The organism is Roseobacter sp. MH60115 (assembly GCF_015644665.1).
Taxonomy (GTDB): domain Bacteria; phylum Pseudomonadota; class Alphaproteobacteria; order Rhodobacterales; family Rhodobacteraceae; genus Roseobacter.
Genome location: NZ_JADOBQ010000001.1, coordinates 346,696 through 372,102, shown reverse-complemented (window position 1 = coordinate 372,102; position 25,407 = coordinate 346,696). Strand labels below are relative to the sequence as shown.

At 61.2% G+C, this 25,407-nt stretch carries 21 protein-coding genes; 15 read left to right on the top strand and 6 right to left on the bottom strand.

The window, feature by feature from the left end; translation table 11 throughout:
* The first annotated feature begins 3 nt into the window (after positions 1-3).
* The 5 genes from ISX84_RS01730 to ISX84_RS01710 all read left to right on the top strand — a co-directional run bounded on the left by ISX84_RS01730 (position 4) and on the right by ISX84_RS01710 (position 4,346).
* The gene (locus tag ISX84_RS01730; RefSeq protein WP_195818594.1) at positions 4-987 is read left to right on the top strand and encodes a type II secretion system F family protein; all 984 of its coding nucleotides are present in this window, start codon (positions 4-6) and stop codon (positions 985-987) included.
* Positions 987-1,568, top strand: coding sequence for a tetratricopeptide repeat protein (locus ISX84_RS01725; protein WP_195818593.1), 582 nt, complete (start codon positions 987-989; stop codon positions 1,566-1,568). Before ISX84_RS01730 ends, ISX84_RS01725 begins: the two co-directional genes overlap by 1 nt.
* 31 nt (positions 1,569-1,599) lie before the next feature.
* The gene (locus tag ISX84_RS01720; protein ID WP_195818592.1) at positions 1,600-2,445 is read left to right on the top strand and encodes a tetratricopeptide repeat protein; all 846 of its coding nucleotides are present in this window, start codon (positions 1,600-1,602) and stop codon (positions 2,443-2,445) included.
* Positions 2,446-2,457: 12 nt separating this feature from the next.
* Positions 2,458-2,955 carry a prepilin peptidase gene (locus ISX84_RS01715; protein ID WP_195818591.1) on the top strand — a complete coding sequence of 166 codons (498 nt, stop codon included), beginning with the start codon at positions 2,458-2,460 and terminating at the stop codon, positions 2,953-2,955.
* A gap of 83 nt (positions 2,956-3,038) precedes the next feature.
* Positions 3,039-4,346 (top strand): ATPase, encoded by a 1,308-nt coding sequence (locus ISX84_RS01710; protein WP_195818590.1) that lies wholly within the window; start codon positions 3,039-3,041, stop codon positions 4,344-4,346.
* 157 nt (positions 4,347-4,503) lie between these two features.
* On the opposite strand, the gene ISX84_RS01705 is transcribed toward ISX84_RS01710, so the two are convergent.
* The 3 genes from ISX84_RS01705 to ISX84_RS01695 all read right to left on the bottom strand — a co-directional run bounded on the left by ISX84_RS01705 (position 4,504) and on the right by ISX84_RS01695 (position 9,746).
* A complete protein-coding gene (locus tag ISX84_RS01705; RefSeq protein ID WP_195818589.1) occupies positions 4,504-6,021 on the bottom strand; it encodes an ABC-F family ATP-binding cassette domain-containing protein in 1,518 nt (505 codons plus the stop codon).
* A gap of 374 nt (positions 6,022-6,395) precedes the next feature.
* Positions 6,396-7,634 (bottom strand): L-rhamnose isomerase, encoded by a 1,239-nt coding sequence (locus ISX84_RS01700; RefSeq protein WP_195818588.1) that lies wholly within the window; start codon positions 7,632-7,634, stop codon positions 6,396-6,398.
* Positions 7,635-7,643: 9 nt separating this feature from the next.
* The gene (locus tag ISX84_RS01695) at positions 7,644-9,746 is read right to left on the bottom strand and encodes a bifunctional rhamnulose-1-phosphate aldolase/short-chain dehydrogenase (protein WP_195819337.1); all 2,103 of its coding nucleotides are present in this window, start codon (positions 9,744-9,746) and stop codon (positions 7,644-7,646) included.
* A 185-nt stretch (positions 9,747-9,931) separates the two neighbouring features.
* Between ISX84_RS01695 and ISX84_RS01690 the strand changes: the two genes are divergently transcribed.
* The 7 genes from ISX84_RS01690 (at position 9,932) to ISX84_RS01660 (ending at position 17,064) form a co-directional block, all read left to right on the top strand.
* A complete protein-coding gene (locus tag ISX84_RS01690; protein WP_195818587.1) occupies positions 9,932-10,732 on the top strand; it encodes a DeoR/GlpR family DNA-binding transcription regulator in 801 nt (266 codons plus the stop codon).
* A gap of 40 nt (positions 10,733-10,772) precedes the next feature.
* Complete coding sequence (rhaS, locus tag ISX84_RS01685) at positions 10,773-11,774, top strand: rhamnose ABC transporter substrate-binding protein (RefSeq protein ID WP_195818586.1); 1,002 nt, start codon at positions 10,773-10,775, stop codon at positions 11,772-11,774.
* Positions 11,775-11,860: 86 nt separating this feature from the next.
* Entirely contained in the window at positions 11,861-13,396 is a 1,536-nt protein-coding gene (locus ISX84_RS01680) for a sugar ABC transporter ATP-binding protein (protein WP_442800612.1), read from the top strand.
* Complete coding sequence (locus tag ISX84_RS01675; protein ID WP_195818584.1) at positions 13,396-14,376, top strand: ABC transporter permease; 981 nt, start codon at positions 13,396-13,398, stop codon at positions 14,374-14,376. The genes ISX84_RS01680 and ISX84_RS01675 overlap by 1 nt, the downstream gene beginning before the upstream one ends.
* Positions 14,373-15,359, top strand: coding sequence for an ABC transporter permease (locus ISX84_RS01670; RefSeq protein WP_195818583.1), 987 nt, complete (start codon positions 14,373-14,375; stop codon positions 15,357-15,359). The genes ISX84_RS01675 and ISX84_RS01670 overlap by 4 nt, the downstream gene beginning before the upstream one ends.
* Positions 15,359-15,673: an L-rhamnose mutarotase gene (gene rhaM / locus ISX84_RS01665; RefSeq protein WP_195818582.1), complete on the top strand. Its 315-nt coding sequence runs from the start codon at positions 15,359-15,361 to the stop codon at positions 15,671-15,673. Before ISX84_RS01670 ends, rhaM begins: the two co-directional genes overlap by 1 nt.
* Positions 15,670-17,064: an FGGY-family carbohydrate kinase gene (locus ISX84_RS01660; protein ID WP_195818581.1), complete on the top strand. Its 1,395-nt coding sequence runs from the start codon at positions 15,670-15,672 to the stop codon at positions 17,062-17,064. The genes rhaM and ISX84_RS01660 overlap by 4 nt, the downstream gene beginning before the upstream one ends.
* A 125-nt stretch (positions 17,065-17,189) precedes the next feature.
* Here ISX84_RS01660 and ISX84_RS01655 read toward each other — a convergent pair whose 3' ends face one another.
* From ISX84_RS01655 to ISX84_RS01645, 3 genes are all read right to left on the bottom strand, one after another.
* Positions 17,190-18,455: a glycosyltransferase gene (locus tag ISX84_RS01655; RefSeq protein WP_195818580.1), complete on the bottom strand. Its 1,266-nt coding sequence runs from the start codon at positions 18,453-18,455 to the stop codon at positions 17,190-17,192.
* Positions 18,456-18,502: 47 nt separating this feature from the next.
* A complete protein-coding gene (locus tag ISX84_RS01650; protein WP_195818579.1) occupies positions 18,503-19,780 on the bottom strand; it encodes a fumarylacetoacetate hydrolase family protein in 1,278 nt (425 codons plus the stop codon).
* Between the two features lie 75 nt (positions 19,781-19,855).
* On the bottom strand, positions 19,856-20,647 hold the full coding sequence (locus ISX84_RS01645; RefSeq protein ID WP_195818578.1) for a MipA/OmpV family protein: 792 nt from the start codon (positions 20,645-20,647) through the stop codon (positions 19,856-19,858).
* Positions 20,648-20,893: 246 nt separating this feature from the next.
* On the opposite strand from ISX84_RS01645, the gene ISX84_RS01640 reads away from it, so the two are divergent.
* The 3 genes from ISX84_RS01640 (at position 20,894) to ISX84_RS01630 (ending at position 24,885) form a co-directional block, all read left to right on the top strand.
* Positions 20,894-21,742 carry a LytTR family DNA-binding domain-containing protein gene (locus ISX84_RS01640; protein WP_195818577.1) on the top strand — a complete coding sequence of 283 codons (849 nt, stop codon included), beginning with the start codon at positions 20,894-20,896 and terminating at the stop codon, positions 21,740-21,742.
* 172 nt (positions 21,743-21,914) lie between these two features.
* Positions 21,915-23,195, top strand: coding sequence for a tetratricopeptide repeat protein (locus ISX84_RS01635; protein ID WP_195818576.1), 1,281 nt, complete (start codon positions 21,915-21,917; stop codon positions 23,193-23,195).
* A gap of 484 nt (positions 23,196-23,679) precedes the next feature.
* A complete protein-coding gene (locus ISX84_RS01630) occupies positions 23,680-24,885 on the top strand; it encodes an MFS transporter (protein WP_195818575.1) in 1,206 nt (401 codons plus the stop codon).
* Positions 24,886-25,407: the final 522 nt, after the last annotated feature.

Below are 25,407 nucleotides of genomic sequence, written 5' to 3'. Positions count from 1 at the left end.
CCGATGGAATTCTTAAGCTCTTTCAACGCCATGGTGGTCGATATGCTGGGGCCGCTGGGTCCGATCATCATCCTCGGCACCATCGGTCTGATCATGATTGCGGTGACGGTTATCCTGATCCTGAAACAGCCCGAAGACCCCATGGCCAAGCTGAAGAAATCGGTGCAATCGCCAGATGCAGCCAAGGAGCCGCAGCAGCGCCTGCGCCAGGGTGAACGCAATGAGCAGCTTCAGAAATTTGCCAGCTTTCTCGAACCGCAGGACGTGGCCACGCTCAGCAAGAAGCAGTTGCAACTGACGCAGGCGGGGTATCAAAGCAAGGACTCGGTGCGCATCTTCCACTTCGCGCAGTTTGCCCTGGCCATTCTGGGCCTGCTGGGGGCTTTTGTGTACCTGATCGTGCTGGGCGGCGGCGAAGGGTTCAGCAGCAACAAAATGATGATCTACTTCATCGTACCGGGCGCCGTCGGATATTATCTGCCCAGCTACTGGGTAACCCGCCGGGTCGAGATGCGCAAAGAGGAAATCACCCGCGGCTTTCCCGACAGCCTCGACATGATGCTGGTCTGCGTGGAGGCGGGGCAGTCGCTTGATCAATCGATTGTCCGCGTGGCACGCGAATTGCACGCCTCCTACCCCGCGCTGGCGCAGGAATTCGACATGGTCGCCTATGAGATGAAGGCCGGTAAGGATAAGGTCACGGTGCTGAACGACATGGGCGAACGCTGCGGGGTGCAGGATGTCTCCTCCTTCGTGACGGTCCTGATCCAGTCGGCAACGTTCGGGACATCCATCGCGGAGGCTCTCAGGGTCTACGCCGGCGAGATGCGGGACAAGCGGGTGATGCGCGCGGAAGAGGCCGCAAACAAGTTGCCAACCAAGATGACCCTTGCCACTATGATGCTGACCGTGCCGCCGCTCTTGATCATTCTGGTCGGGCCTTCCGTGCACGGCATCACGCAACTGGGGAGCTTAGGCGTCAACTGATGATCACAAGGGTCCGGCGCGCCGCCCAGGCCGCCGCAGTGCTTGCCACCAGCCTTGGACTTGCCGCCTGCAGCACGGGCGACACCTCCGTTCCCGAGGGCCAGATCGACGCGCCCGGCGTTGATCTGACGGCCGATGCGGTGGACGGGGTCGACGTCGGTCACCGTCTGATTGCTGCCGGTGAGTACGAGCTGGCGGTCAAATCCTTTAACCGTGCCGCCCTTGAGCGCGGCAAGATCGACGTGGAAATCCTTGCCGGGCTGGGCAGTGCCAATCTGGGGTTGGGCCGTTTGGGCCAGGCCGAAAGGCAGTTGCGCCGCGCCATTTCCATGGAAGGCGCCCAACCAGAGGACTGGAACAATCTTGGCGTTGTGCTGATGGAAGCGGGCAAAACCGTCGAAGCCGAACAGATTTTCAAACGCGCCTTTGCCCTCGACAATGGCGAAAGTGTCGCAATTCGCGACAACTTGCGCTTAGCACTCGCAAAATCGCAGAATTCTGCTACAACACCCTTACAAACCGACGACTACAAGTTGGTCCGGCGCGGCAGCACAGATTTCCTGATCCGTCCGACGCCGTAATTGAGGTAAGAGCAGTAAAAGGACGCACAACATGCGCCATCCCATCCTTCTGTCCGCCTGTCTGGCGGGTGTACTCCTTGTTGCAGGCTGCGCCGAAAAAGAAGACGAGACTGTCGAACGCGCCTTTCAGGACGTCAACGTTGTCGATGAATCCAATCTCAATGACGTGATGCTGACCGTGGCGGACCCCAACGAGGCCGTGGGGTACTTCACCCGGACCACCAAGGAAAAGCCCGACCGCATCGATCTGCAACGGGGTCTGGCCTATTCGCTGGTCCGCGCGAAACGCTTTACCGAAGCGGCACCCGCGTGGGAGAAAGTGACCACGATGGAGGGCGCCACGGCCGAAGACAGCGTGGCCCTTGCCGATACCCTGATCCGCACGGGCAACTGGGCCAAGGCCGAAGCGACGCTGGACACCCTGCCCCCCACCCATGAAACCTTCAACCGCTACAGGCTGGAGGCGATGCTGGCGGACAGCAACGAGGAATGGACCAAGTCGGACAGTTTCTATGAGATCGCGACCGGGCTGACCACAAAACCCTCGGGCGTGCTGAACAACTGGGGCTATTCCAAGCTGACCCGTGGCGACTACAAGGAAGCCGAACGGCTCTTCGGCGAGGCCATCCGCCAAGATCCGACCCTCTTCACCGCCAAGAACAACCTCGTTCTGGCCCGCGGTGCTCAGCAGGACTACAGCCTGCCGGTGATTCCCATGGACCAGACGGAGCGGGCGCAGCTGCTGCACACCATGGCCCTTTCTGCGATCAAACAGGGTGATGTCAGCGTCGGCAAGGCGCTGTTGCGGGACGCGATCGAGACGCATCCGCAGCACTTTGAACCCGCTGTGCGCGCGCTGAACGCCCTCGACACCTGATCGCAGAGCGGCATGGCGATCACGGCCTCTTCTGCCTGGTGGTTTTTGCCCTTCGTGCTGCCGCTATGTTTCTACGTGGCCTTCACCGACCTGTCGCGCATGAAGATCACCAACCAGTCGGTAATCGCGCTGGCCCTGGTGTTCGTGATCCTTGGGCCCTTTGCCATGCCCGATCTGGAAACCTACCTCTGGCGGCTCGCCCAACTGGTGATCATGCTGATCATCGGTGTCCTGCTCAACGCCATCGGGGCCATGGGCGCGGGTGACGCGAAATTCATCGCCGCCGCCGCACCCTACGTGGCTCTGCCGGACCTGCGGTTGATCATGGCGCTTCTGGCGGCCTCCCTGCTCGGCGCCTTTGTCACCCACCGCATTGCGCGCGCCACCAGCCTGCGCACGCTGGCGCCGCATTGGGCCAGCTGGGACCAGGGCAAGAAATTCCCGATGGGCCTCGCACTGGGCATGGCTCTTGCGCTCTACTTGATCCTCGGTGCCCTCAAAGGCGCCTGAATTACGCCATTTTCTTCAGTTACGGTCTGGGCAAACGGGGTGCAGGTCGCCGCGACAAAACTGCTGTTACTGAGGATCGTGCAATGAATATGCAAAACGCCAATGTCATGGTGCCGCCACCGCCGCGCACCCTGGAAGACATGCAGCTGCCCACCGTGATGATGCGGGACATCGTGCTGAAGACCATGTTCCGCAAGAACGTCGATATGGTCAGCGACCTCAGCAAGGCGATCTGCCTGCCGATCCCGGTCACGCAGGAGCTGGTGGATATGGCGCGCGACCAGCGTCTGCTGGAGGCGACCGGCACGCTCAATGCCAATAACGGTAATGAAATGGGTTATCAGCTGACCGAACAGGGCAAGGCGCGCGCGCTGGATGCGCTGGCGCAGTCGGAATACTTCGGCGCCATGCCGGTGCCGCTTGATGTCTACGCCGCTCAGGTCAAGCGCCAGTCCGTGCGCAATATGCAGATCACCCGCGATCAGCTGACCGGCGCGATGGGCCACCTCGTGCTGCCCGACATGCTGCTGGAACAGCTTGGGCCTGCGGTCTCTGCCGGTCGCTCGATCCTGATGTACGGCCCGCCCGGCAATGGTAAATCCTCGATCTCCAACGGCATCCGCGACGCACTTGGCGATCACGTGTTCGTCCCCCGCGCCATCGAATATGCAGGGCAGGTGATCACCGTCTATGACCCCATCGTGCACGCCGCCGTGCCCATGGAAGAGGACGACCCCACCGCGCTGCGCCGCGCCACCAAGTTCGATCAGCGCTATGTGAAATGCGAACGCCCCACGGTGATCACCGGCGGTGAGCTCAGCCTTGAGATGCTCGATCTGGTGTACAATCCCACGGCGCGTACCTACCAGGCGCCGTTGCAGCTGAAATCCACCGGCGGCATCTTCATCGTCGATGACCTTGGCCGTCAGGCTGAACCACCGCAAAGCCTGGTGAATCGCTGGATCGTACCGCTGGAGGAAAGCAAAGACATCCTCGCCCTGCAGTCGGGCGAGAAATTCGAGGTGCCTTTCGACACGCTGGTGATCTTCTCCACCAACTTCCACCCCAACGAGATTTTCGACCAGGCCGCCCTGCGCCGGATCTTCTTCAAGATCAAGATCGACGGGCCCAATCAGGAAAACTTCCTGAAAATCTTCGCCATGGTCGCCAAGAAACGCAATATGCCGCTGGACGAGGCGACGCTGGTGCACCTGCTGAAGGTCAAATACCCCGAGATCGACAATATCTACGCCAACTACCAGCCGATCTTCCTGATCGACCAGATGATTTCGATCTGCGACTTCGAGGGCATCCCCTACCAGATGAGTCCCGAGCTTATCGACCGGGCCTGGGCGAACATGTTTGTGAAAGACGAACACATCGTGAAGTAAGCTCCACGTCATCGGTGTCGCGTTTTGGCCAGGCAGGTGCCGCAGCGTGGCCTTTCCCCGCAAAAGCAGCGACGAACTTCTATCGAGCCGCCACACTGCGGCAACCTTCGCGTCATCGGCACCGACGCTGGCGCACAGAAACACGGTTGGACCAATACTACCCGGCGTGCTGCTCACCACTCAGGAACGCCTCCGGATCGTCCACTTCGACCAGCGCCTTGCCTTTGATCCACCAGAACCGGTTGCCCACATTTCTCAGAAAGCTGCGGTCGTGGCTGACAAGCAGACAGGACGCGCCATGGGCGATCAGTTCCTCCTCCAGCGCCTCCTGCCCCTCGATGTCCAGATGGTTCGTCGGTTCATCCAGCACGTAGAAATTGGGATGGCTCAGGCGCAGGATCAACATGGCCAGTCGCGCCTTTTGCCCGCCTGACAAGGCATCGATCTTCTTGTCCTGCATTTGCACGGTGAGCCCAGCCCCCGCCAAAACCGTGCGGGCCCGCTGGTCACCGATATCGAATTGCCCGGCCACCGCCTCCATCGGCGTTTCAAACGCATCCAGCTGGCTCAGATGCTGATCCGAATAGGCCGGCACAACGGAGGGCGCACATTTTATCTGTCCCTCCGCACCGCTCAACGCCCCCTGGATCATCTTGATCAGGCGCGTTTTGCCGGTGCCATTTGTGCCCAGCACGACGATGCGGTCGCCTCTGGTGATCCATTTCCGACCTGTCCGGTAGAGCAGCCGCCCATCCGGCGTTTCGACCGGCGCATCGTCCAACGTGATCAGCGCCTTGGCGTGGGTGCCACTGTTTGCCAGCCTGATATCGCCCGCCGATTGGTCGCGATGGGCGGGCCGGGCAGCGGCCTCCATCTTTTCGGCACGGTCGGTGAGCTGGCGGGTTTTCGTCAGCAACAGATCGGAGCCGGAATTGGTCCCGACGTTCTTGAGTTTTGCCGCCTGTCTGCGCAGCTGCTGGGCCTTGTTGAGATCATTGGTGAACCGTCTTTCGTCGGCTGCATCCGCCTCGTCCAATGCGGCACGCGCCGCTGTGAAAGGGAGTTGGAACACCCGGGAGCGCTCGGGACGCAGGAAAAGCGTGCGGTTGGTCGTATTGTCCAGAAACGCCCGGTCATGCGAGATGATCACGACCGCGACGCTATGGGGCAAGGAGGCCAGCCAGGCTTCGAGCAAGGCGATGCGGGAGAGATCAAGGTGGTTGGTCGGCTCGTCCAGCAGCAGGACATCGGGCTTTGTGATCCAGACTGCGGCCAGCATCGCGGTGCGTTGCCAGCCGCCACTGAGCGCTGCCAGCGGTTGATGCTGCAGGTCATAAGGCACCTTCAGATCATCCAGCAGCACATCCACACGCCAGCTTTCATAGTCGGTCTGGTCAGCGGGCAGCGCCGCCAGAACCAGCTCGTAGAGGGACAGCGTTTCGACCTCGGAGGGCAGGTTTTGCGTCACATACCCGATCCGCGCGCCACGTGCGCGCGTGATGTCACCGCGGGTCGGATCGAGCTCACCGGCGATGCAGCTGAACAGCGTGGATTTGCCGCGTCCGTTTGCGGCAACCACGCCTATTCTGTCGGCCTTGGAAATTGTCAGGGTCAGGTCCGCAAAAAGCGGAATGCCAAGCGTCACGCCCAGGGCGTTGATATTGATCATATTCATGGGAGTCTCGGTACAAACAAAAGGGGCCGCGGCGCGGCTATGGACAGACCGAGTAAAAGAGTGCTCTCTGGTCAGCCCTGCAAACGGTGTTTACAGGGCGACGCGGGGACCGTGCTGAAGTCGGCGGATAATACGCATGATCAGCTGGTGCCCTCCCGTTGTTGTTTGTTCCCGATGGAGTGAAGGTAGAAAACCACAGCGCATTTTGCAACGGTTTTGGGTGATGTACCGTGAGTACGGTTTTTCCCGGCTCTCAACCACGGTAGCGGCCAGGATGAACGGCTCTTTCGGTTTTCAAAGCCGGTGGCGGACAATGGCAGCGGCCGGAAATCGGCGCCCCATCGCGCAGATCGCGGCAGTCTGCGCTGCGCGTCTCAGCCCCGGTCTGAGACCGACTTCTGGTAGCGGTCCAACTCCCTGATCAAGGCCTGACCGTTTGGAACCTCCGCTCGTTTGGAAAATTCATCCCAGACCGCGCCGAACGGCATGTCCTTGAATTCTTCGGTGACCGAAAGCCGGGTCGTGAAGTTTAGCCCGTCCTCCGCCGTCTTCAACTGATCCAGCGGCATAAGCAGGGCACGCAGCAGCGCTTTCTGCATGTTGCGGGTGCCGATGACCCATGCTGCGGTCCGGCTGATCGTCGCGTCGAAAAAATCCAGACCGATATGCGTCCGACCCAGCAGGTCAGCGCTCACAAGTTCCTGCGCCATTTGCAGGATGTCATCATTCAAGAGAATGACGTGGTCGCTGTCCCATCGCATCGGGCGGGACACGTGCAGCAGGATTTCATCCACCGACAGCGATACAGCGCTCAGCTTGTCGGCGATGTTTTCGGTTGGGTGAAAGTGACCCATATCGAGGCACAGCAACGTGCCCTTGCGGCTGGCGTAGCCAAAGTAAAACTCGTGGCTGCCGACCGTACAGGCCTCGACCCCGATGCCAAAGAGCTTGCTTTCGACGGCGTCCAGCATGTGGACCTTGTCCTGTGGCGGCTCCAGCATGGCATCCAGCGATGCTTCCAGCCGCCGCCGCGCCGACATCCGGTCAACGGGCGTGTCCTTGTAGCCATCCGGCACCCAGATGTTGTTCACGCAGGGCGCGCCCAACGTCGCCCCCATCTGGGCGGCAATATCGCGGGACCGTCTGCCATGCTCGATCCAGAAGTCGCGGATACCCGCATTGGGATGGCTGAGGGTCAGGTTGTCATCGGCCTTGGCGTGGGCAAAGAAGGTCGGGTTGAAATCCAGCCCAATTCCGAGCCCGCGCGCCCAATCGACCCAGGGCGCGAAATGTGCAAACTCGATTTCGTCGCGATCCGGGGTTTTGTCCGTATCGAGATACATCGCGTGCAGGTTAAACCGATGTTTTCCCGGGATCATGGAGTAAGCGAATTCGGCATCCGCGCGCAGCTCATCAGGTGTCCGCGCACGGCCGGGATGGTTTCCCGTCGCCTGAATTCCACCGCCTGACGTGCCTGTCTGTTGCTCGAACCCGACGACGTCGTCGCCTTGCCAGCAATGCATCGAAATCGGGATCGTCTTGAGCCGGTCAAGGGCTGCCTCGGTATCAACACCCCAGTCGGCAAAGGCGGCCTTGGCTGTTTCATAGGTCATGATCTGCCCCTACCGCGTGAACGCCTGAACGTTGCCTGCGTCCACGTTGAGAATGTTGCCCGTGGACTTTGACGAGGTGTCGGCGGCGAAGAAATAGCAAGCCTCCGCTATGTCTTCCGGCAGCACCGAGCGTTTGAGCAGAGAGCGGCTGCGGTACATCTCCTCAAGCCCGGCCTTATCGGTCCCATAGGTGTCCGCCCGTTGTTCCAGCCAGTCGCCCTCCCAGATTTTCGACCCGCGCAACACTGCATCCGGGTTAACGACATTCACCCGGATGCCGGCCTCTGCCCCCTCCAGTGCCAGACAGCGGGCGAGGTGGATTTCGGAGGCTTTGGCCGTGCAATAGGCGGCCGCATTGGGCGAGGCCGCCAATCCGTTCTTGGAGGCGACAAAGACGATCGAACCCCCGATGTCCTGCAGACGCATCAGCTTGAATGCCGCGCGGCTGACGAGGAAGTAGCCGGTAGACAGGATCTCCATGTTCTGGTTCCAGAGCGCCAGCGACGTCTCTTCAACCGGCGCAGAAGAGGCGATGCCCGCATTGGACACGAGAATATCCACGCCGCCAAATTCGACAGCTGCCTCTGCAAAGGCTGCAGCCACCGCCTCTTCGCTGGTGACGTCCATTATGACGCTTCGCACGACATCTGCGCCGTACCGGTCGACCAACGTGGCCTGCGCCGCCGCCAGACCGTCTGCGCTGATATCGGCAATGACCACACAGGCCCCTTCGGCCAGATAGCGGTGCGCCGTTGCCGCGCCGATACCGCCCGCGCCACCGGTGACCAGCGCCACGCGGCCCGCAAGGGACTTCGGCTTTGGCATCCGCTGCAGTTTGGCCTCTTCCAGAAGCCAGTATTCGATATCAAAGGCTTCCTGTTCGACAAGCCCCTGGTAGGTACTGACCGCAGACGCCCCGCGCATCACGTTGATCGCATTGACGTAGAATTCGCCGGAAACGCGCGCCGTTGCCTTGTCTTTTGCAAAGGTGATCATGCCAACGCCGGGCACGAGGTAAACAACGGCATTCGGGTCGCGCATGGCGGGACTGTCACCATGTTTGCAGCGCTCATAGTAGGCGGCGTAATCCCGGCGGTAGGCATCGACCTGATCCGGCAGCCCCGCCAATACCGCATCCACGTTGTGCGCTGCTGGATCGAAGGGCACCACCAGCGGGCGGATCTTCGTACGTAGAAAGTGGTCGGGACAGGAGGTGCCCAGAGCCGCCAAGGACGCCATGTCCTTGGCATTTACGAACTCCAGGACTGCATCGCTGTCATTGAAATGGCCAACCATATGCTGGTTGCCGGAAACGAAGCCCCGGATCGCAGGCATCAACCGGGCGGCAGTGGCGCGCCGTTCCTCAGAAGGCAGGCTCTCGTGCAGAGCCCCGCCAAAGGCCGCCACACCACCGCTGCGTTCTGCCAGCCATCTGGTCGCCACGTTGATCACGTCGATGGTCTGATCGTAGCATTCCTTGGCCGTGTCGGCCCATGTGAACAACCCGTGGCTTTCGAGCACGACGCCGTCAGCCTCCGGGTTTTCGACACAGTATTTCTCAAGCCACAGGCCCAATTCGTACCCGGGCCTTTTCCAGGGCAGCCATCCAATCCGCTTGCCGAAAATCTCCTGTGTGAGCGCTTTGGAGTCTTTGGAAGCCGCAATCGCGATGATTGCATCAGCGTGCACGTGATCGACGTGTTTGCGCGGCACATAGGCGTGTAGGGGCGTATCAATAGAGGCCGCGCGCGGGTTCAGCCGGAACGTGCAATGCGGCAGATATCCGACCATCTCGTCCTCGAACGCGACCCCCCGGTAGAGCGCCTTCAGCGCCTGCAGCTTGTCCATGTAGAGCGTCGCAAAACCGTCCATCTTCATGGATCCGATGTCGCCGCCCGATCCCTTGACCCACAAGACCTCGACCTGCGCGCCGGTCAGCGGGTCGGTCTCCGTCACCTTGGCAGAGGTATTGCCGCCGCCATAGTTGGTCACGCGCTTGTCTGACCCAAGGACGTTCGAGCGATACAGCAACAGCTCCGATTCGCTCATCCCCTCTGCTGTCGCGTCATTCCAGCGACTCTCCAGGAGTTGAGTTTCCAGTGATTTCAACATGTTTCCTCCGATCAACGCGACGCGCACATGCTCTGCCTTACCCCCGAGGCTGAGCATGATAAGGGTTCTTGTCAATCATAATCACTCATGATCAATCATGCTGCAGCGCAGTATGATTGTTATTGACTGTTTTTGATTGACAGGTGGTGCGAATCTGGACACCGTATTGAACAAGGGAGACAGACATGCACGAAAAGGAAAGGCACACGATCATTCTTTCCGCAGTGGAAGAGCGGCCCGTGGTTACGGTTTCTGATCTGTGCAACATGACCGGCGCCTCGGAGGCCACGATCCGCCGGGACATCGCCACATTGCATCAGGAAAAGCTGCTGCGCCGGGTCCGGGGTGGTGCCGAAGCGCTCAGCCCGCCGCAATTCGTCGGCCTCGCCGGGCGTCCGTTTTCGGTGAACGAGACCATGCGGATCGAGGAAAAGCAGGCCATTGCCGCTGCCGCGGTCGAGCTTTGCGACGATGGGGATGCCATCATCATCAACGGCGGCACGACCACCTTCCAGATGGTGCATCCCTTGGCCGGGCGCCGCATGCAGGTCTTCACCAATTCCTTCCCGATCGCCGAACACCTGCTGAAGCATTCCAAGAACACCGTGATGCTGTCGGGCGGGACGATCTACCGCGAGCAGAACATCATCCTGTCGCCTTTTGACAACGACGTGACCCGTAATTTCTGCGCCCGGCGCATGTTCATGGGCGCGCAGGGTCTCGGCCCGCTGGGGCTGATGGAAGCCGACCCCTTGTTGATCCAGGCGGAGCAAAAGCTGATCGGCCAGGCGGACGAGCTGGTCGTCCTGGTTGACAGCACGAAGTTCGAGCAGCGCTCCAGCCTTGTTCTCTGCCCGCTCAGCCGGATCACCACCGTCATCACCGATGACCAGATTTCAGACAAAGCGGCCGCCATGCTCGACGCCGCAGAAGTGAAGCTGATCGTTGCCCAATCCGGCAGCGCTCAGAAAGTCGTCGCCTCATAGAAGGCGACCAAGAAGCGAACGTACCTTAGGGAGGAAACCAATGAAACGTCGCACCTTTACCAAGCTCACCGCGGGCCTGAGCCTGGCGGCAAGCCTGTTCGGAACATCCGCACTGGCGCAGGACAACATGCGCATCGCCCTCGTCGTCAAAGCCCTCGGCATCGGCTTTTTTGAAGCCGCGGCAGAAGGTGCCCAGGAGGCTGCCGACGAACTGGGCGGCGTCGAGGTCATCTACACCGGCCCGACGGATACCACCGCAGAGGGTCAGATCGAGGTCATCAACGCCCTCATCGCGCAGAACGTCGATGCCATCGCCGTATCGGCCAATGACACCGACGCGCTGGTCCCGGCGCTCAAGCGCGCAATGCAGCGCGGCATCACCGTGATTTCCTGGGATTCCGGCGTCGCCGAAGAGGGGCGTCAGATGCACCTGAACCCGTCCTCCAACGCGCTGATCGGCAACATGATCATCAAGCTGGCCGCAGATCACCTCCCCGAGGGCGGTGATGTCGCCGTGCTGTCGGCCACCACGACCTCCACCAACCAGAACATCTGGATCGAGGAAATGACCAAGGTGATGGGCGATTATCCCGGCATCAATGTCGTCTCCACCGTCTATGGCGATGACCTGGCCGATAAATCCTACCGCGAGGCGCAAGGTCTCATGCAGTCCTTCCCCGATCTTGATGCGATCATCGCGCCGACCTCCGTGGGGATTGTGGCCGCCGCGCAGGCCGTCGCCGATGCGGGCAAGATCGGTGAGGTCAACGTGACCGGCCTCGGCCTGCCGTCGGAAATGGCGGGCGCCATTGAAAGCGGCGCCTCCCAGTCCTTCGCGATCTGGAATCCGATTGATCTGGGCTATTCCGCGACGATGATTGCCCATGCGCTGGCCTCTGGCGCGGCCACGGCGGAGCCCGGCGCGGAAATCTCCATCGGTCGCGTCGGCACCATCACGCTGGACGACACAAACGCCGCCGCCATGGCGGACCCGTTTGTCTATGATGCGTCCAACATCGAACAGTTCAAGTCGATCTTCTAGACAGTGAACCGGCCCCCGACGCGGACTTCCCGTGCCGCGCCGGGGCCTATCCCCTGACCCCATCGAGACACCTGATGCTGAAGCAAATGGAGCCCCCCGTGCCGTCCGAGGACAGGCCCGCCACGCAGGCGGCTTTGGCACTACACGGTATCACCAAGACCTTTCCGGGTGTCAAAGCGCTGTCCGACGTGTCACTCGATCTCTATCCCGGCACAGTGACCGCGCTGATCGGTGAAAACGGCGCGGGCAAGTCCACGGTCGTCAAGATCCTGACAGGTATTTACCAGCCTGACGGCGGCACGATCCTTGTCGATGGCAAGCCCACAAGCTTTCCCGTGCCGCAGGCCGCCGCCGGGCATGGTGTCACAGCGATCCATCAGGAAACGGTGCTTTTCGACGAGCTGTCCGTCGCCGAGAACATCTTTCTGGGCCACGCCCCCCGCGGTGCCTTTGGCCTCATCGACCGCAAAGCCATGACGGCGAAGGCCCGCGCGCTGCTCGACGGCATCGGCGCGCAGATCGATCCGGAGCACAAGCTCAAGGATCTCGGCATCGCCAACAAACACCTTGTGGCGATTGCTCGCGCCCTCTCTATCGATGCGCGGGTCGTCATCATGGATGAGCCCACCGCAGCCCTATCGCACAAGGAAATCGAGGAGCTCTATGAGCTGGTCGAAGACCTCAAGGCGCAGGGCAAGGCCATTCTCTTCATCAGCCACAAGTTCGACGAGATTTTCCGGATCGCCGATCGCTACACCGTCTTTCGCGACGGACATCTGATCGGGAATGGCACCATCGCCGATGTCACCGAGGCCGATCTGGTCAAGATGATGGTCGGTCGCGACGTCAGCCAGATTTTCCCCAAGCGCACGCCCGACCCAGGTGACACGGTCCTCAAGGTCGCAGGCTACGCGCATCCGACCGAGTTTGACGACATCGGGTTTGAATTGCGCACCGGCGAGATCCTGGGATTCTACGGGCTGGTCGGAGCGGGCCGGTCGGAGTTCATGCAATCCCTCTTCGGGATCACCCGGCCTTCTGCGGGCTCTGTGGAAATCGATGGCCGCCCGGTCGATATCAAATCACCTGCGGATGCGGTCGAGAACGGCATCGTCTACGTGCCCGAAGACCGTGGACAGCAGGGCGCCATACTCGACCTGCCGATCTTTCAGAACATCACGCTGCCATCCCTGGGGCGCCTCTCGGGCAATGGCTTTCTGCGGTTGGCCGAGGAGTTCAAACTGGCGCGGGAGTATACAGAACGGCTGGACCTGCGCGCCGCCTCTCTGGACACCCACGTGGGGCATTTGTCGGGCGGTAACCAGCAAAAGGTCGTCATCGCCAAATGGCTGGCCACGCAGCCCAGGGTCATCATTCTCGACGAACCGACCAAGGGGGTCGACATCGGCTCCAAGGCCGCCGTGCACGATTTCATGGCGGAACTGGCCGCCCAGGGCCTCGCCATCATCATGGTCAGTTCGGAAATCCCCGAAGTGCTGGGCATGTCGGACCGGGTGATCGTGATGCGCGAGGGGCGCATCGCCGCCGAATTGGCGGGCCCTGATCTGCACCCCGAGACGCTTGTGCGCCACGCTGCCGGTATCTCGGGCGGGCCGTCATGATGAAACGGCTGATCACATCGCGCGAGGCGCTTCTGGTCGGGGCGATTGCCCTGCTGCTGGCACTGATCTCGTCGCGGTTTCCCGCCTTCATCGCGCCCGCCAATCTTGTCAATGTCTTCAACGACACCTCGCCACTGATCCTGCTGGCCATCGGCCAGATGATCGTCATCCTGACCAAATGCATCGACTTGAGCGTCGCGGCCAATCTGGCGCTCACGGGTATGGTTGTCTCCATGATCAACGTCGCCGTGCCGGGCCTGCCCATCCTCTTCATCCTTGTCATTGCCGTCGGGCTGGGCACGCTGCTGGGGATGGTCAACGGTATCCTTGTCTGGAAACTTGCGATCCCGCCAATTGTGGTCACCCTTGGGACGATGACCATTTTTCGCGGCATGATCTTCCTGATCTCTGACGGCAAATGGGTCAACAGTCACGAAATGAGCCCCGCCTTCAAAGCCTTTCCCCGCACCGAACTGCTCGGCCTACCGGTGCTGAGCTGGATCGCGATCACCGCGGTGATCCTCTTCACCGTCGTCATGACCCGCACGACACTGGGCCGGGCCTTCTATGCCGCCGGGGGCAACCCGCATGCCGCGACCTATGCAGGCATCAACGTTGGCAAGACACAGTTCTGGGCCTTCACGATCTCGGGCGCGCTGGCGGGTCTTGCCGGATACCTCTGGGTGTCGCGCTTTGCCGTGGCTTACGTGGACATCGCGGGCGGGTTTGAACTCGACGTGGTCGCGGCCTGCGTGATCGGCGGCGTGTCCATCATGGGCGGGATCGGCACGGTGGTGGGCGCACTGCTGGGAGCCTTGTTTCTGGGCATCATCAAGAACGCCCTGCCCGTCGTTGATATCTCGCCCTTCTGGCAATTGGCCATCTCGGGCGGGGCCATCATCGTCGCCGTGGCGCTGAACGCCCAGGCAAACCGGAAAAAGGGCCGCATCATCCTCAAACAGGCGGAGCAGGCGACATGAGCGCAACCGACCGCATGATCCCCGACCGCCTGCGCTCGCCTCTTGAGCAACGGTTGAAAAGCTGGGAGACACTGTTGCTGGCGGTGGCCATCGCCATATTCGTCGCAAACAGCTTCGCCTCACCCTACTTCCTGAACGCCTGGAACCTCAGCGACGCCACTTTCAACTTCACCGAAAAGGCGATGATCGCCTTTGCCATGGCGCTGCTCATCATTTCGGGGGAGATCGATCTCAGCGTCGCATCCATCATCGCGCTGGCCTCCACCGCGATGGGGGCCGCGGTCCAGATCGGCGTGGGAACTCCCGGGCTGTTGCTGATCGGCCTCAGCGTGGGGTTGCTCTGCGGCGCCTTCAACGGGGTGCTCGTCACACGCTTTGGTCTGCCGTCCATCGTGGTCACCATCGGCACCATGAGCCTTTTCCGCGGCATCAGTTTCATCGTCCTCGGCGATCAGTCCTACAAGGGGTACCCCGCCAGCTTCTCATGGTTTGGCCAGGGCTACGTCTGGTGGGTGATCTCCTTCGAATTCGTCCTCTTTGCGATCATCGCGCTCCTCTACGGCGTGCTGCTGCACAAGACCAATTTCGGCCGCGCCGTCTACGCCATCGGCAACAACCCCACCGGTGCCCTGTTCTCCGGCATCCGCGTGCAGCGGATCAAGTTCATCCTGTTCCTGCTGACCGGGTTGATGTCGGGTATCGCTGCAATCTGCCTGACCGCGCGCCTCGGCTCCACCCGCCCCTCCATCGCAACGGGATGGGAGTTGGAAGTGGTCACAATGGTCGTGCTCGGCGGGGTCAGCATCCTTGGCGGGTCCGGCACCATCGTCGGCGTCGTGATCGCGGCCTTTGTCATGGGGCTGGTGACCTTTGGCCTTGGGCTTCTGAACGTGCCGGGCATCGTGATGTCCATCGTCATCGGCGCGCTGTTGATCGGTGTCATCGCCCTGCCCCGCCTGTGGTCGATGGGACGGTCCCGGTGATGGAAAAATACGCCTTCAAGATGCGACTGACCCCCGGGTGTGGCGCAGAATACACCAAACGCCATGATGAGATCTGGCCAGAGCTTTCCGCCCTTCTCCGCGACGCAGGCATTTCCGACTACTCGATCCATCTGGATGAAGAAACGCATATTCTCTTCGCCGTGCTCTGGCGCGCGAAGACCCATGGGATGGATGATCTGCCGACCCACCCGGTGGTGCAGAAATGGTGGGCACATATGGCCGACATCATGGAGACGTACCCTGACAACGCCCCGATGGTCACACCCTTGAAAACCGTTTTCCACTTGCCATGAGCCCGCGCCGCATCGCCGTCATCGACATCGGCAAGACCAATGCCAAGCTTGCTCTGGTGGGCGCCACGGACTTGACGGAGATTGCGGTTGTGACCCGCCCGAACACCGTGCTGCCCGGCCCGCCCTGGCCGCATTTCGATATCGACGGGCACTGGAGCTTTCTGCTGGACGCTCTGCGCGATTTTCATGCAGCCCACGGCATCGATGCCATTTCCGTCACAACCCACGGCGCCTGTGCAGCGCTTCTGGATATTGACGGAAACCTCGCCGCCCCGATCCTTGACTACGAGCATTCGGGACCGGACAACGTGGCACTGGACTACGATGCCCTGCGGCCGCCATTTTCTGAAACCGGATCACCCAGGCTGGCGGGCGGGCTGAACATCGGCGCACAGATGCACTGGCAGTTTCAGATCGATCCGGCATTGAAGGCACGGACCCACCGGATCGTTACCTACCCGCAATACTGGGGCGCAAAGCTCACCGGGGTCGCGGCGATGGATGTGACCTCGCTGGGGTGCCACACCGACCTCTGGGACCCGCATAGCGGCACCTTTTCATCCCTCGTCGATACGCTGGACATCGCGGACAAGCTGCCGCCCGTCCACAGGCCGTCACATGTGCTGGGTCCGATCCTGCCACTGATATCGGAGCGCACCGGTTTGCCGCCCGGCACGCCAGTCCACTGCGGCATTCACGACTCAAATGCCTCGCTGCTACCTTACATCGAGGGGAACGAGGCCGCCTTCAGCGTTGTGTCGACCGGCACGTGGGTCATTGCGATGTCGATCGGGGGCAAGCCGGTCCCGCTCAATCCCGATCTTGATACGCTGATCAATGTCACGGCCCATGGAACAGCCGCCCCGTCAGCGCGGTTCATGGGCGGGCGGGAACATGATATTGCAACGGGCGGTGCCTATCCCCAGCCCTCTACCGAAGACCTCGACACGGTTTTGGGACGGCAGGTCATGCTTATGCCCGCCGTTGCGCCCGACACTGGGCCTTTCAAGGGGTATCGCTCTGAGTGGGTTGGCGCGGCACCCCCAATGGGCAGTGCCGAACGGGGCGCCGCCGTGGCACTCTACCTTGCCCTGGTGACTGCGGAATGCCTGGCCAACATCGGGCATGAGGGAGCGATCATCGTCGAGGGGCCTTTCACCGCCAACCGGATCTTTCTTGAAATGCTCGCCGTGGCGACCGCATCAGACGTGCATTGCGCATCAGGCGTGACAGGCACGAGCGCTGGCGCCGCCCTGATCGCCAGCGACGCGCAAAGAAAGGGACCGTACCCCAGCACGCTGGTAGAGCTTGACGCAAAGCGGCTTCGACCGCTGCAGGACTACGGCCATGCGTGGCGCCACAATGTGCAGCTTCGGTCGGCCCGACCCTGATCCTGACAACACCTTGACGGCCCGCGTTGGATCATTGGCCAAAGGCGGCACAGACAGGCACCTGGCAAAAACTTCCGCGATCCGATGTCCGAGACGAACAACACGCGTGCATCAGCGCCCGCATCTCAAGCCATGGCCAGCATCGCATTGAGACGGTCCGCGCCGTTCTCGATCCCCCCTTCGGCGCGCATCTTTTGCCCAAGCTCTTCAGCCGCTTCTGCGTAGGACTGCGTTTGCAAGGCATAGAGCGCATCAGCAAAACGCGCCGCAGTGAGTTTCTTGACCGGGATCGGAGCGGGCCCGCATCCGGCCTGTCGCACGCGCGCGCCCCAGAAACCCTGATCGCCAAAGAACGGGCAAACCAGCGATGGCCGCCCGGCCCGCAGCGCCTCATGAGTAGTGCCGGCACCGCCATGGTGCACGACGGCGCGGCATCTGGGGAAAAGCCAGTCATGCGGCGCGCCTTCGATCTCGTGGACAAGCTCCTGGGGGTCTCCCGGCGATAGCGTCCCCCAGCCGGTTGCCAGGATCACCCGCGTCCCGGTGCGTCGGACGGCCGACCGGATGACCTCGTTCAACCGTGCGGTGTCCACAAAAGGCATGCTGCCGAAACCGATGTAGACGGGCGGCGGACCGGCCTCCAAAAACCGGCGCAGTGTTGGCGGTGGTTCCCAGTTTTGGGTTGGGGGCAGAAACCAGTAGCCGGTGACGGCCTCGCGATCCGCCCAGTCGGCGGGCTTGGGCACAAGATGCCTGCTATGCGCGTGCAGACGCGACACGTCGAGACCCGCGGGATGAAATCCCTCCAACGGGTTCAGGCGGGGTTGCCGGGCAACCTCCGGATGCTGCGCCAGCCACCCCCGCAGCGAAAAGGTCAGGCCGGCCATTGCCAGCGTCACAATCGCGCCACTGACCAGTCTGTTTCCCGCTGAGCCGAGGGGAAACGGTGGCGCCAGAATGCTTGGAAACGCCCGCGTGGGCACGAAGGCGGGTTGGAGAAAGCTCGGGACGGCAATGGCGCCGAGGACCCGGGCGAGATATGGCGCAACAAACGCTTTGGGATGGTAGAGGATCAGGTCCGGTTGAACCTCTTGCGCGACGTGCCACATGTCGTCCAACTGCCTGTTTACCACAGCTCTCATGCTGCGCATCGCCTTGAATTTGCCATGCCAGGATGTCAGCGCGGATTGCACGTCGGGCGTGTCCATCAAATCGCGCACATTGATGGACAACGGTTTCGGAAGAAGACCGTGTGCGCTGATCAGATCGTCGAACCCGGTGCCCGTTGACAGCGTCACCCGATGGCCCCTGTCGGCCAAACCTTTGCCGAGCGCGACGTAGGGCTGCACGTCTCCCCTGGTTCCAAATGTGAGGATCAGGACATTCGCCATGGAGTGGACCTCAACTATGCTGCGCGCGGACAGGCACGCCCTTTTAGTCAACTGGGGTCGTTTTGCCCGGATTCAATTGGTGACGTAGATGCGGTTTTCTGTCCCGCTGTGCCGTCCTCCCCCGTAACCACGGTGATGATCACCTTACCCATCGAAGTGGACGCATAGGTGATCTGCTCGTCAGGCTGTAGAAACCTCCTGGAGCGCGCCTCCTCGCGAATGAAGGAGCCGACCACGGAATCGTATCCGGAGGTTCCGGTGAGAAATCCTCCGGAAAACAGATGTCGCAGGACCCCGCGGGTCATCTGGCGCCAGGTCGGTGGCATGAAAATGACGCCTTCGGGCGTGCCGCACATCAAAACCTGGTCCCTTGCGATTTTTTGCCCCTCGATCAAGGTATGGGCGCGCCCCTGATACCTAAAACGGGTCGAGGTCGCATCGGCCAGCACCTGTCCGGTCAGCTCACGGAAATCGAGGATCATTTCGCCGCCGCGCGCATCCTGACGCAGGTCTTCGTTGCGAAAGGTCACGATGCGCTCATTGTCGACGAAGCTCTCCCAGTCTCCGGGGATCACCAGCAAGCCGCCTGTCGGGAAAAAATCTGGTCCACTTTTGGCGTCGCTGAACCCCGAACCGGAATCGAAATTGTCGACGTCAATCATGCGGGACAACACGGCGCGATCCGTGAAATCACCACACAGGAACAGCCCCTTCTGGGCCGCGTCGAAGTCGTCAATCGTTGCGATATCGCGGTCGAAGATCATGCAGAGCTCCACCTCGTAATCGAGCAGCACGCCCTCCTTATGGACCACGGTCGTCACCGGTGGCGTGGGCGGGCCGAACTTGGGGAAGTTGAAGACGGACTGACTGTTGGTTTCCTCTGCGTGCTCTATGAAATTCGTGCCGGAGGCCACATGTCGGTCCCCGGAACCGGCGACCGACAGCAAGCTGCCCCACGCATAACTCTGTGTCAGATCGGCGCCATCCGCCCCCTGCGCCTGATGAAAGAGGGCGGTAAGACGGCGCGCGCCCACGTCACGCAGTGCTGCAAACAAATCCGCAGCCGGGTCTGCGCCATGCTCGGACAGATCGATTGCAGAGACCTGCGCGCCGGATAGACCGGTCACCAAAAGCGGCAGGATTTCCCCGTCCGCCCCTGCAGCGCGTGCAAATGTAAATCCCTCGGTCACCGGCAGAATACCGGGTGTCAGCGGCGCGGCCTCGGCCGAGATGGGATTGGTGCGCCCCGGATCTTCGCTGACCCCGAAGACAAGCGTCAACAGGATCAGAATGGTCAAAATCGGGATGTATAGAACAGGTCTCATAGCGAACCTCTTACGGTTTGGGACTGTTGAATGTAGGATGCGGCGCGGCCCGGTTGTTCTGCGACGCGCAGGCCATCAGAACCGGAAAATGACGCCGGTAGAGATTTCAGTCAGGGAATCGTCAAAGGAAATCGGGCTGTCTTTGGCGTCTCCCAGCAGTTGGAAATGCTCGATACCCACAAAAACGGCGGTGCGGGGTGTCAGGCTGTAGGAGGCCTGCAGTTCGATCCCCACACGCTCGAAACCCGATCCGGCATCGTAGGCGGCAAAGGCAGAAGACGCGGCTTCCTGAGCGCTGACGCCGTAAAATGCACTGGCGTAGGATCCGTCCGACCAGACGAGAAACGGCTTCGCCGACAGCCGCAACCGATCTCCGGCCATCCGGCTGAAGGCGGCGCTTATGGTGGCGCGGGTTCCTTCATGTCCCTTGCTGCTGATCCCGTGGTTGATCTCAAGGTCAACCTCGGCGGCACCGACATCGAAGGCCAGACCCGCGGAGAGCAGCGCGCCCGCCTCCACATCCCGCAGCCCGGTCAAACGGGCATCATCCTCTGCCAATCGCTCATCAAAGTCATAACCGATGGCAAAGCTTACCGACAGGTTGCGCGTCCCCGCGTTTCGGAGCGCGTAAAACCCAAGTCCACGGTCGTTCAGAAAGTAACGGTCGCGCCAGGTCAGATCGATGATCGGGAAGAGATCGGTGGTGTCCTTGTCGGAACCGGAAAACTCCGGCGCCGAGCTGACACCGAAACCGATCACACCGGACAGGTCGCGCTCGCGTTCATTTGCAGCGGCGTGCTGACCGCAGAGTACTGCGACCATAAGGGCGCAGGGAAATGGCAGCGAAGTCTTGTAAGGTCCCGCCATGGGAACATCCTCTTCTCAATGATGGAGTTATCTTGCTCTGCGTCCAAGCCTCAGACGCGCGCCCAGACAGCGCGAGACGCAGGGCATTGAGAACAGCCTGTTCTCGAAGACGGCTTGAAAATGCGTCAGCGGTCGGCGACCGCTCACGAACGGTCATTCTCTTACCGTTCGCGAACTTGCCGTTCTGACCGGCGCAATGGTTTTGTAGGGAGGGCGACAGACCCCCAACGATGAGACGAACTTGTGATGCCAAAAACCAGCCCCCGACGTGATGCCACCACAGACATGCTCTCAGGCGCCTTGCTGACGATCTTCGGGTCACACGACAGCTCGTGGCAGCAACTCGCCAAATACTGTCTCGGCTTTTCAGTGGTCGGCGGTCTCGTAATCACAAGCTTTGATCCGCTGGTGACCGCCGCGCTACCGCTTTGGCTGGCGGCCTTGCATTGGGTGTTCCACCTTCTGGTCGCTGCGTGCCTGCTGGCGGGAACGACTGCAGCGGGCGTGCTGCTGGGGGCTCGGATGCCATGGCCGCTGATCCTCGCCGTTTGCGTTTTGCCTTTCCTGCTCACGCCCTTCTCCTTGGTCGCCGAACTGCTTTTGGACAGCGAGCCGGTGACACATGACGCGAAATCCGGCCTTTGGCGGCTCTATGCTGCGGAACTTGCGTCCCTGGCGCCACCATCCCTCGGGCTTTCGGCCCTCATGGCCGTATTTGCCTATCGTGCGGCGGGCATCGCTGAGCGGTACCGCAGGATTTTGCGATCCCGACACCTCCCCGAGCCCCCGCTGCGAAGCGTTTTGCCATCTGCTCCCCATCGTCTGGGGGACGACATCCTGCACGCCGAGGCGCAGGATCACTATGTGACCATCACGACCACCCAAGGCACCGCGACCCTGAAGCTGGCCTTTGCCGATTGCGTAACCGCGCTGAAGGATTTCCACGGGGCGCAATGCCACCGGTCCCACTGGGTCCGGTTCAAACACGTCCAAAAGATCAAATCTGTAGGCAGCGCCTATGTCTGCACGCTTCACAACGGCACAAAAATCCCGGTCAGCAGACGCCGTTACAGGGATCTGAAAAGAACGCTCTAGCGCGGATACCTAAACGCCAGTGATGGCTGTCTCTCCCGGAGCCTGTCAAGCCGACACCCTGATTTACGGCCTCCCCGCGCGCGGCAACAGCTCTGTCACGCGGACCAGTTATTGTTTGGGCCAGGCCAAATTCTCTCATAGGGTCGGTGCATAGACATAAATGGATTTACAGATGACCCTTTCCGACGGCTACGGAAACACGATTTCCACAAACACTGCGGATGCGCGAGATCACTACGACCACGGAGTGCAGTTGTTCCTCGGCGCCGAGTTCGGCGCTGTCCAAGCGTTTGAGGCATCCGTCAGCGCGGATCCGGCGTTTGCCGTGGGCTATGTAGGCCTGGCACGCGCCCTCATGATGGAAGCGCGGCTTCCAGAGGCTAAAGCCGCAATTGCCCGCGCCCAGAGCCTGGCCAGCGCATCGACTGACCGAGAGCGGACACATGTTTCAGCCTTTGCCGCCTTGCTGGATGGCGACCCTCCGCTTGCCCGTACCATCGTCAAGGACCATGTCAGAGACCATCCCCGGGACGCCATGGCGGCGCAGCTCTGCACCAATGTTTTCGGATTGATCGGGTTTTCGGGGAAAGCCGGTCGAGAGGCAGAATTACTCGCCTACACCGAGACGCTGCTGCCGCACTACCAGAATGACTGGTGGATGATGTCGATGCACGCATTATCGCTGTGTGAGACAGGACAGACCGATGCGTCCCTATCGCTCATGGAGAGATCCCTGGCGATCAATCCCAGAAATGCAAACGGTGCGCATTTTCGGGCACATGCACTCTATGAGACCGGAGAAATTGCCGCCGGACGTCACTATCTGGGGGAGTGGATGGAGCAATACGACAAGAGAGCCGTTTTGCACGGGCATCTCAGCTGGCATGTCGCTCTATGGGCGCTGCATGATGGCGACGAGCAGGCAATGTGGGATGCCGTGGACGACAGCGTTCGGCCCGGAAGCTCGGACAGCATGCCAATCAATGTCCTCACCGATACCGCTGCCATTCTGTACCGCGCTGAAATCGCGGGTCTGAAGGTCGCACCGGAGCGCTGGAAGGACCTGAGCGGATACGCAGCCCGGTTCTTTCCCGAAACGGGCCAAAGCTTTGCGGATATGCATGCGGCTCTCTGCCATGCAATGGCCGGTGATGGCGAACGTCTGGCGTATATCGTGGACACGGCCAAGGGGTTTGCCGGCGACCTTGTCCGGCCCGTTGCCAAAGGTTGGGGCGAAATTGCGCGCGGGAACTGGAGCGGCGCATTGGAGCATTTGTCGCAGGTGATGGCGACGACAGAACGGCTTGGCGGAAGCCGGGCACAACGCGACTTGATTGAATTGGCATATGTCAATGTGTTGATGAAGCTTGGACTGGAGAAGGAAGCGCGCCGCACGCTGAAACTGCGCCGACCAGTGCTTTGCGATTCCACCCCAGTTTGTGGCATGCAGTGACCGGTGGCAGCCTGTTTTGGGCCGTCAGTTCTCTGCCTGTCTCGGATGATTTTGCCGTCTTTAACGGTGCTGCATGACCTGCGTCCTGTCGATGCTATGAGGCATCGCGGAGACTGGCAGACTGTGACAAAAGACGCGATCCGCTCGGCTCGTGTTGCGGGGATCTCTTTCCCGCGATCAGGAATTATCCGCGTAGGGCATTGAGGACAAAGGCCCCCGAAGCTGGCGGCGTCCCTTAAGTCAGCCCTCCATACGGTACCGCACTTTTTGCTCCGGCGATAACTGCCCTCCCCATAAACCCCCGTAAAATGGCTACGAAAGACATGGCGGGCGCTGGAACGCGCTCGTTCGTGATCGGGAGTCTCATGGCTGGAAAACCGTGGATGGCCGAGCACCTGCCTGAACGTCGCGGGAAGGCCGTCAAAGGCGCTTGCCCAAGCCATTTTCGACTTGCCTTGACCCGGGCCCCATCCGATAGAGTCTCATGTTCAAAAACCGCGCCATTCTCTTCATCCTCATCACGCTGATGATCGACGCCATCGGCATTGGCATCGTGTTTCCCATCATGCCGGATCTGATGGATCGCGTCGGCGCGGGAGATACTGGACAAGGAGCCTTCTGGGGCGGGTTTTTGATGGCCGCCTACGCGGGCGCGTTATTTTTATGTGGCCCGATCGTCGGAAGCATCTCGGATGCTGTGGGGCGCAGACCCGTGCTGATCGCGGCACTTGTCATGCTGGCGCTGGATTACGTGATCATGGCGCTGGCGGACAGTTTCTGGCTGCTGCTGCTTGGCCGCACCCTCGCGGGGCTGGCAGGCGCCACCTATATCACCGCGACGGCCTATATTGCGGATATCTCCTCGCCCCAGGAAAAGGCCGCAAACTTTGGCCTGATCGGGGCCGCCTTCGGCATCGGTTTCGTGCTCGGGCCCGCGATTGGGGGGCTTGCCGCGGAAATCAGCATTGCCGCCCCGTTCTGGATTGCCGCGGCCTTGTCGGCGGGCAACGCGCTCTTTGGATACTTCGTGCTGCCCGAAAGCCTGGCACCGCACAAGCGGCGTCCCTTCGGGCGGCGCGACCTCAACCCGTTCAAATCGATCTTCGACGCCTTTCGCCTGCCGGGTCTGGCGGTGCCCCTCACTTGCATTCTCATCTTCGAGTTCGCCAATATGGTCTATCCAACGCTTTGGGCGTTCTGGACCCGCGAAGTCTTTGACTGGCCGACGCTTTACATCGGGTTATCGCTTGCGGCCTACGGTGTTCTGCTGGCCCTCGTCCAGGGGGGATTGATGCCGATCCTGATCCGGTTGATCGGGGATTTCCGCACCCTGATGCTGGGCATGACATCGGCGCTGATCGGCATGATCGGCTTCGGCTTTACCGGTTCGGTTGCAGCCCTCGTGGTCTTCTTATTGCTGGCGGCCCTCTCGGACCTTGTGCCAGCACTGGTGACGGCGATGGCATCGAACCAGGTCGATGAAGACAGGCAGGGTGTGGTGCAGGGCGTGATCGCCTCCCTGTCATCGATGGCCGCAATCCTGTCCCCCATCGCGATGACCGGCCTCTTTCAGGCCTCTGTCGATGGAGATGGGATTTACCTGCCGGGGGCGCCGTTCCTGTTTGCCGCTCTGCTCGTGCTGGCGATGTTCCCGTTGGTGCTGCGCCTGCGCGGGCATGCGACGGTCTGACAACCTGTGCGTTGCGGCGCTTGGGGCGCGACCGGGGGTGGCACAGAGCCGGTAGCAGACGGCCTGCGTGCTAGCTTTATCTGCTTGCCCTCAAAAGCGGACGAGTTTTGTCACGCTTCATTTGCGCAGAAAGCATCCGGCGTTTCTGGAATAGGCACATCGCTCGTACCCCTAAAAACCGCGAACCCGACCTGTCGTCTCCTCATCACGGTGACACCGTCCCCGCCCGTGCAGGGCTTGTTCCATGGCGGTTTCGATGTCATCCACAGGTCCTTGGAAAAGGGGGGGGGTTACCGGCGCGCATCCAAAGCAGTGCCATCCATCGGCACTGGGCTCCAAGGATGGATGCCTCGATAGCCAAGGCTGCCGAACCAGGCCCAACATCCACTCCGGCCTTGTGGTTTGCGGTCGGATGTATCTCTTATTGGGTGCCTAAACGCGTGCCGCGCGTTTCCCCGGCGATCAAAAGGCCCCCAATATGCGTCCGTCAGGCGATGGGGCTGGTTCCCGACGCGCGATCCG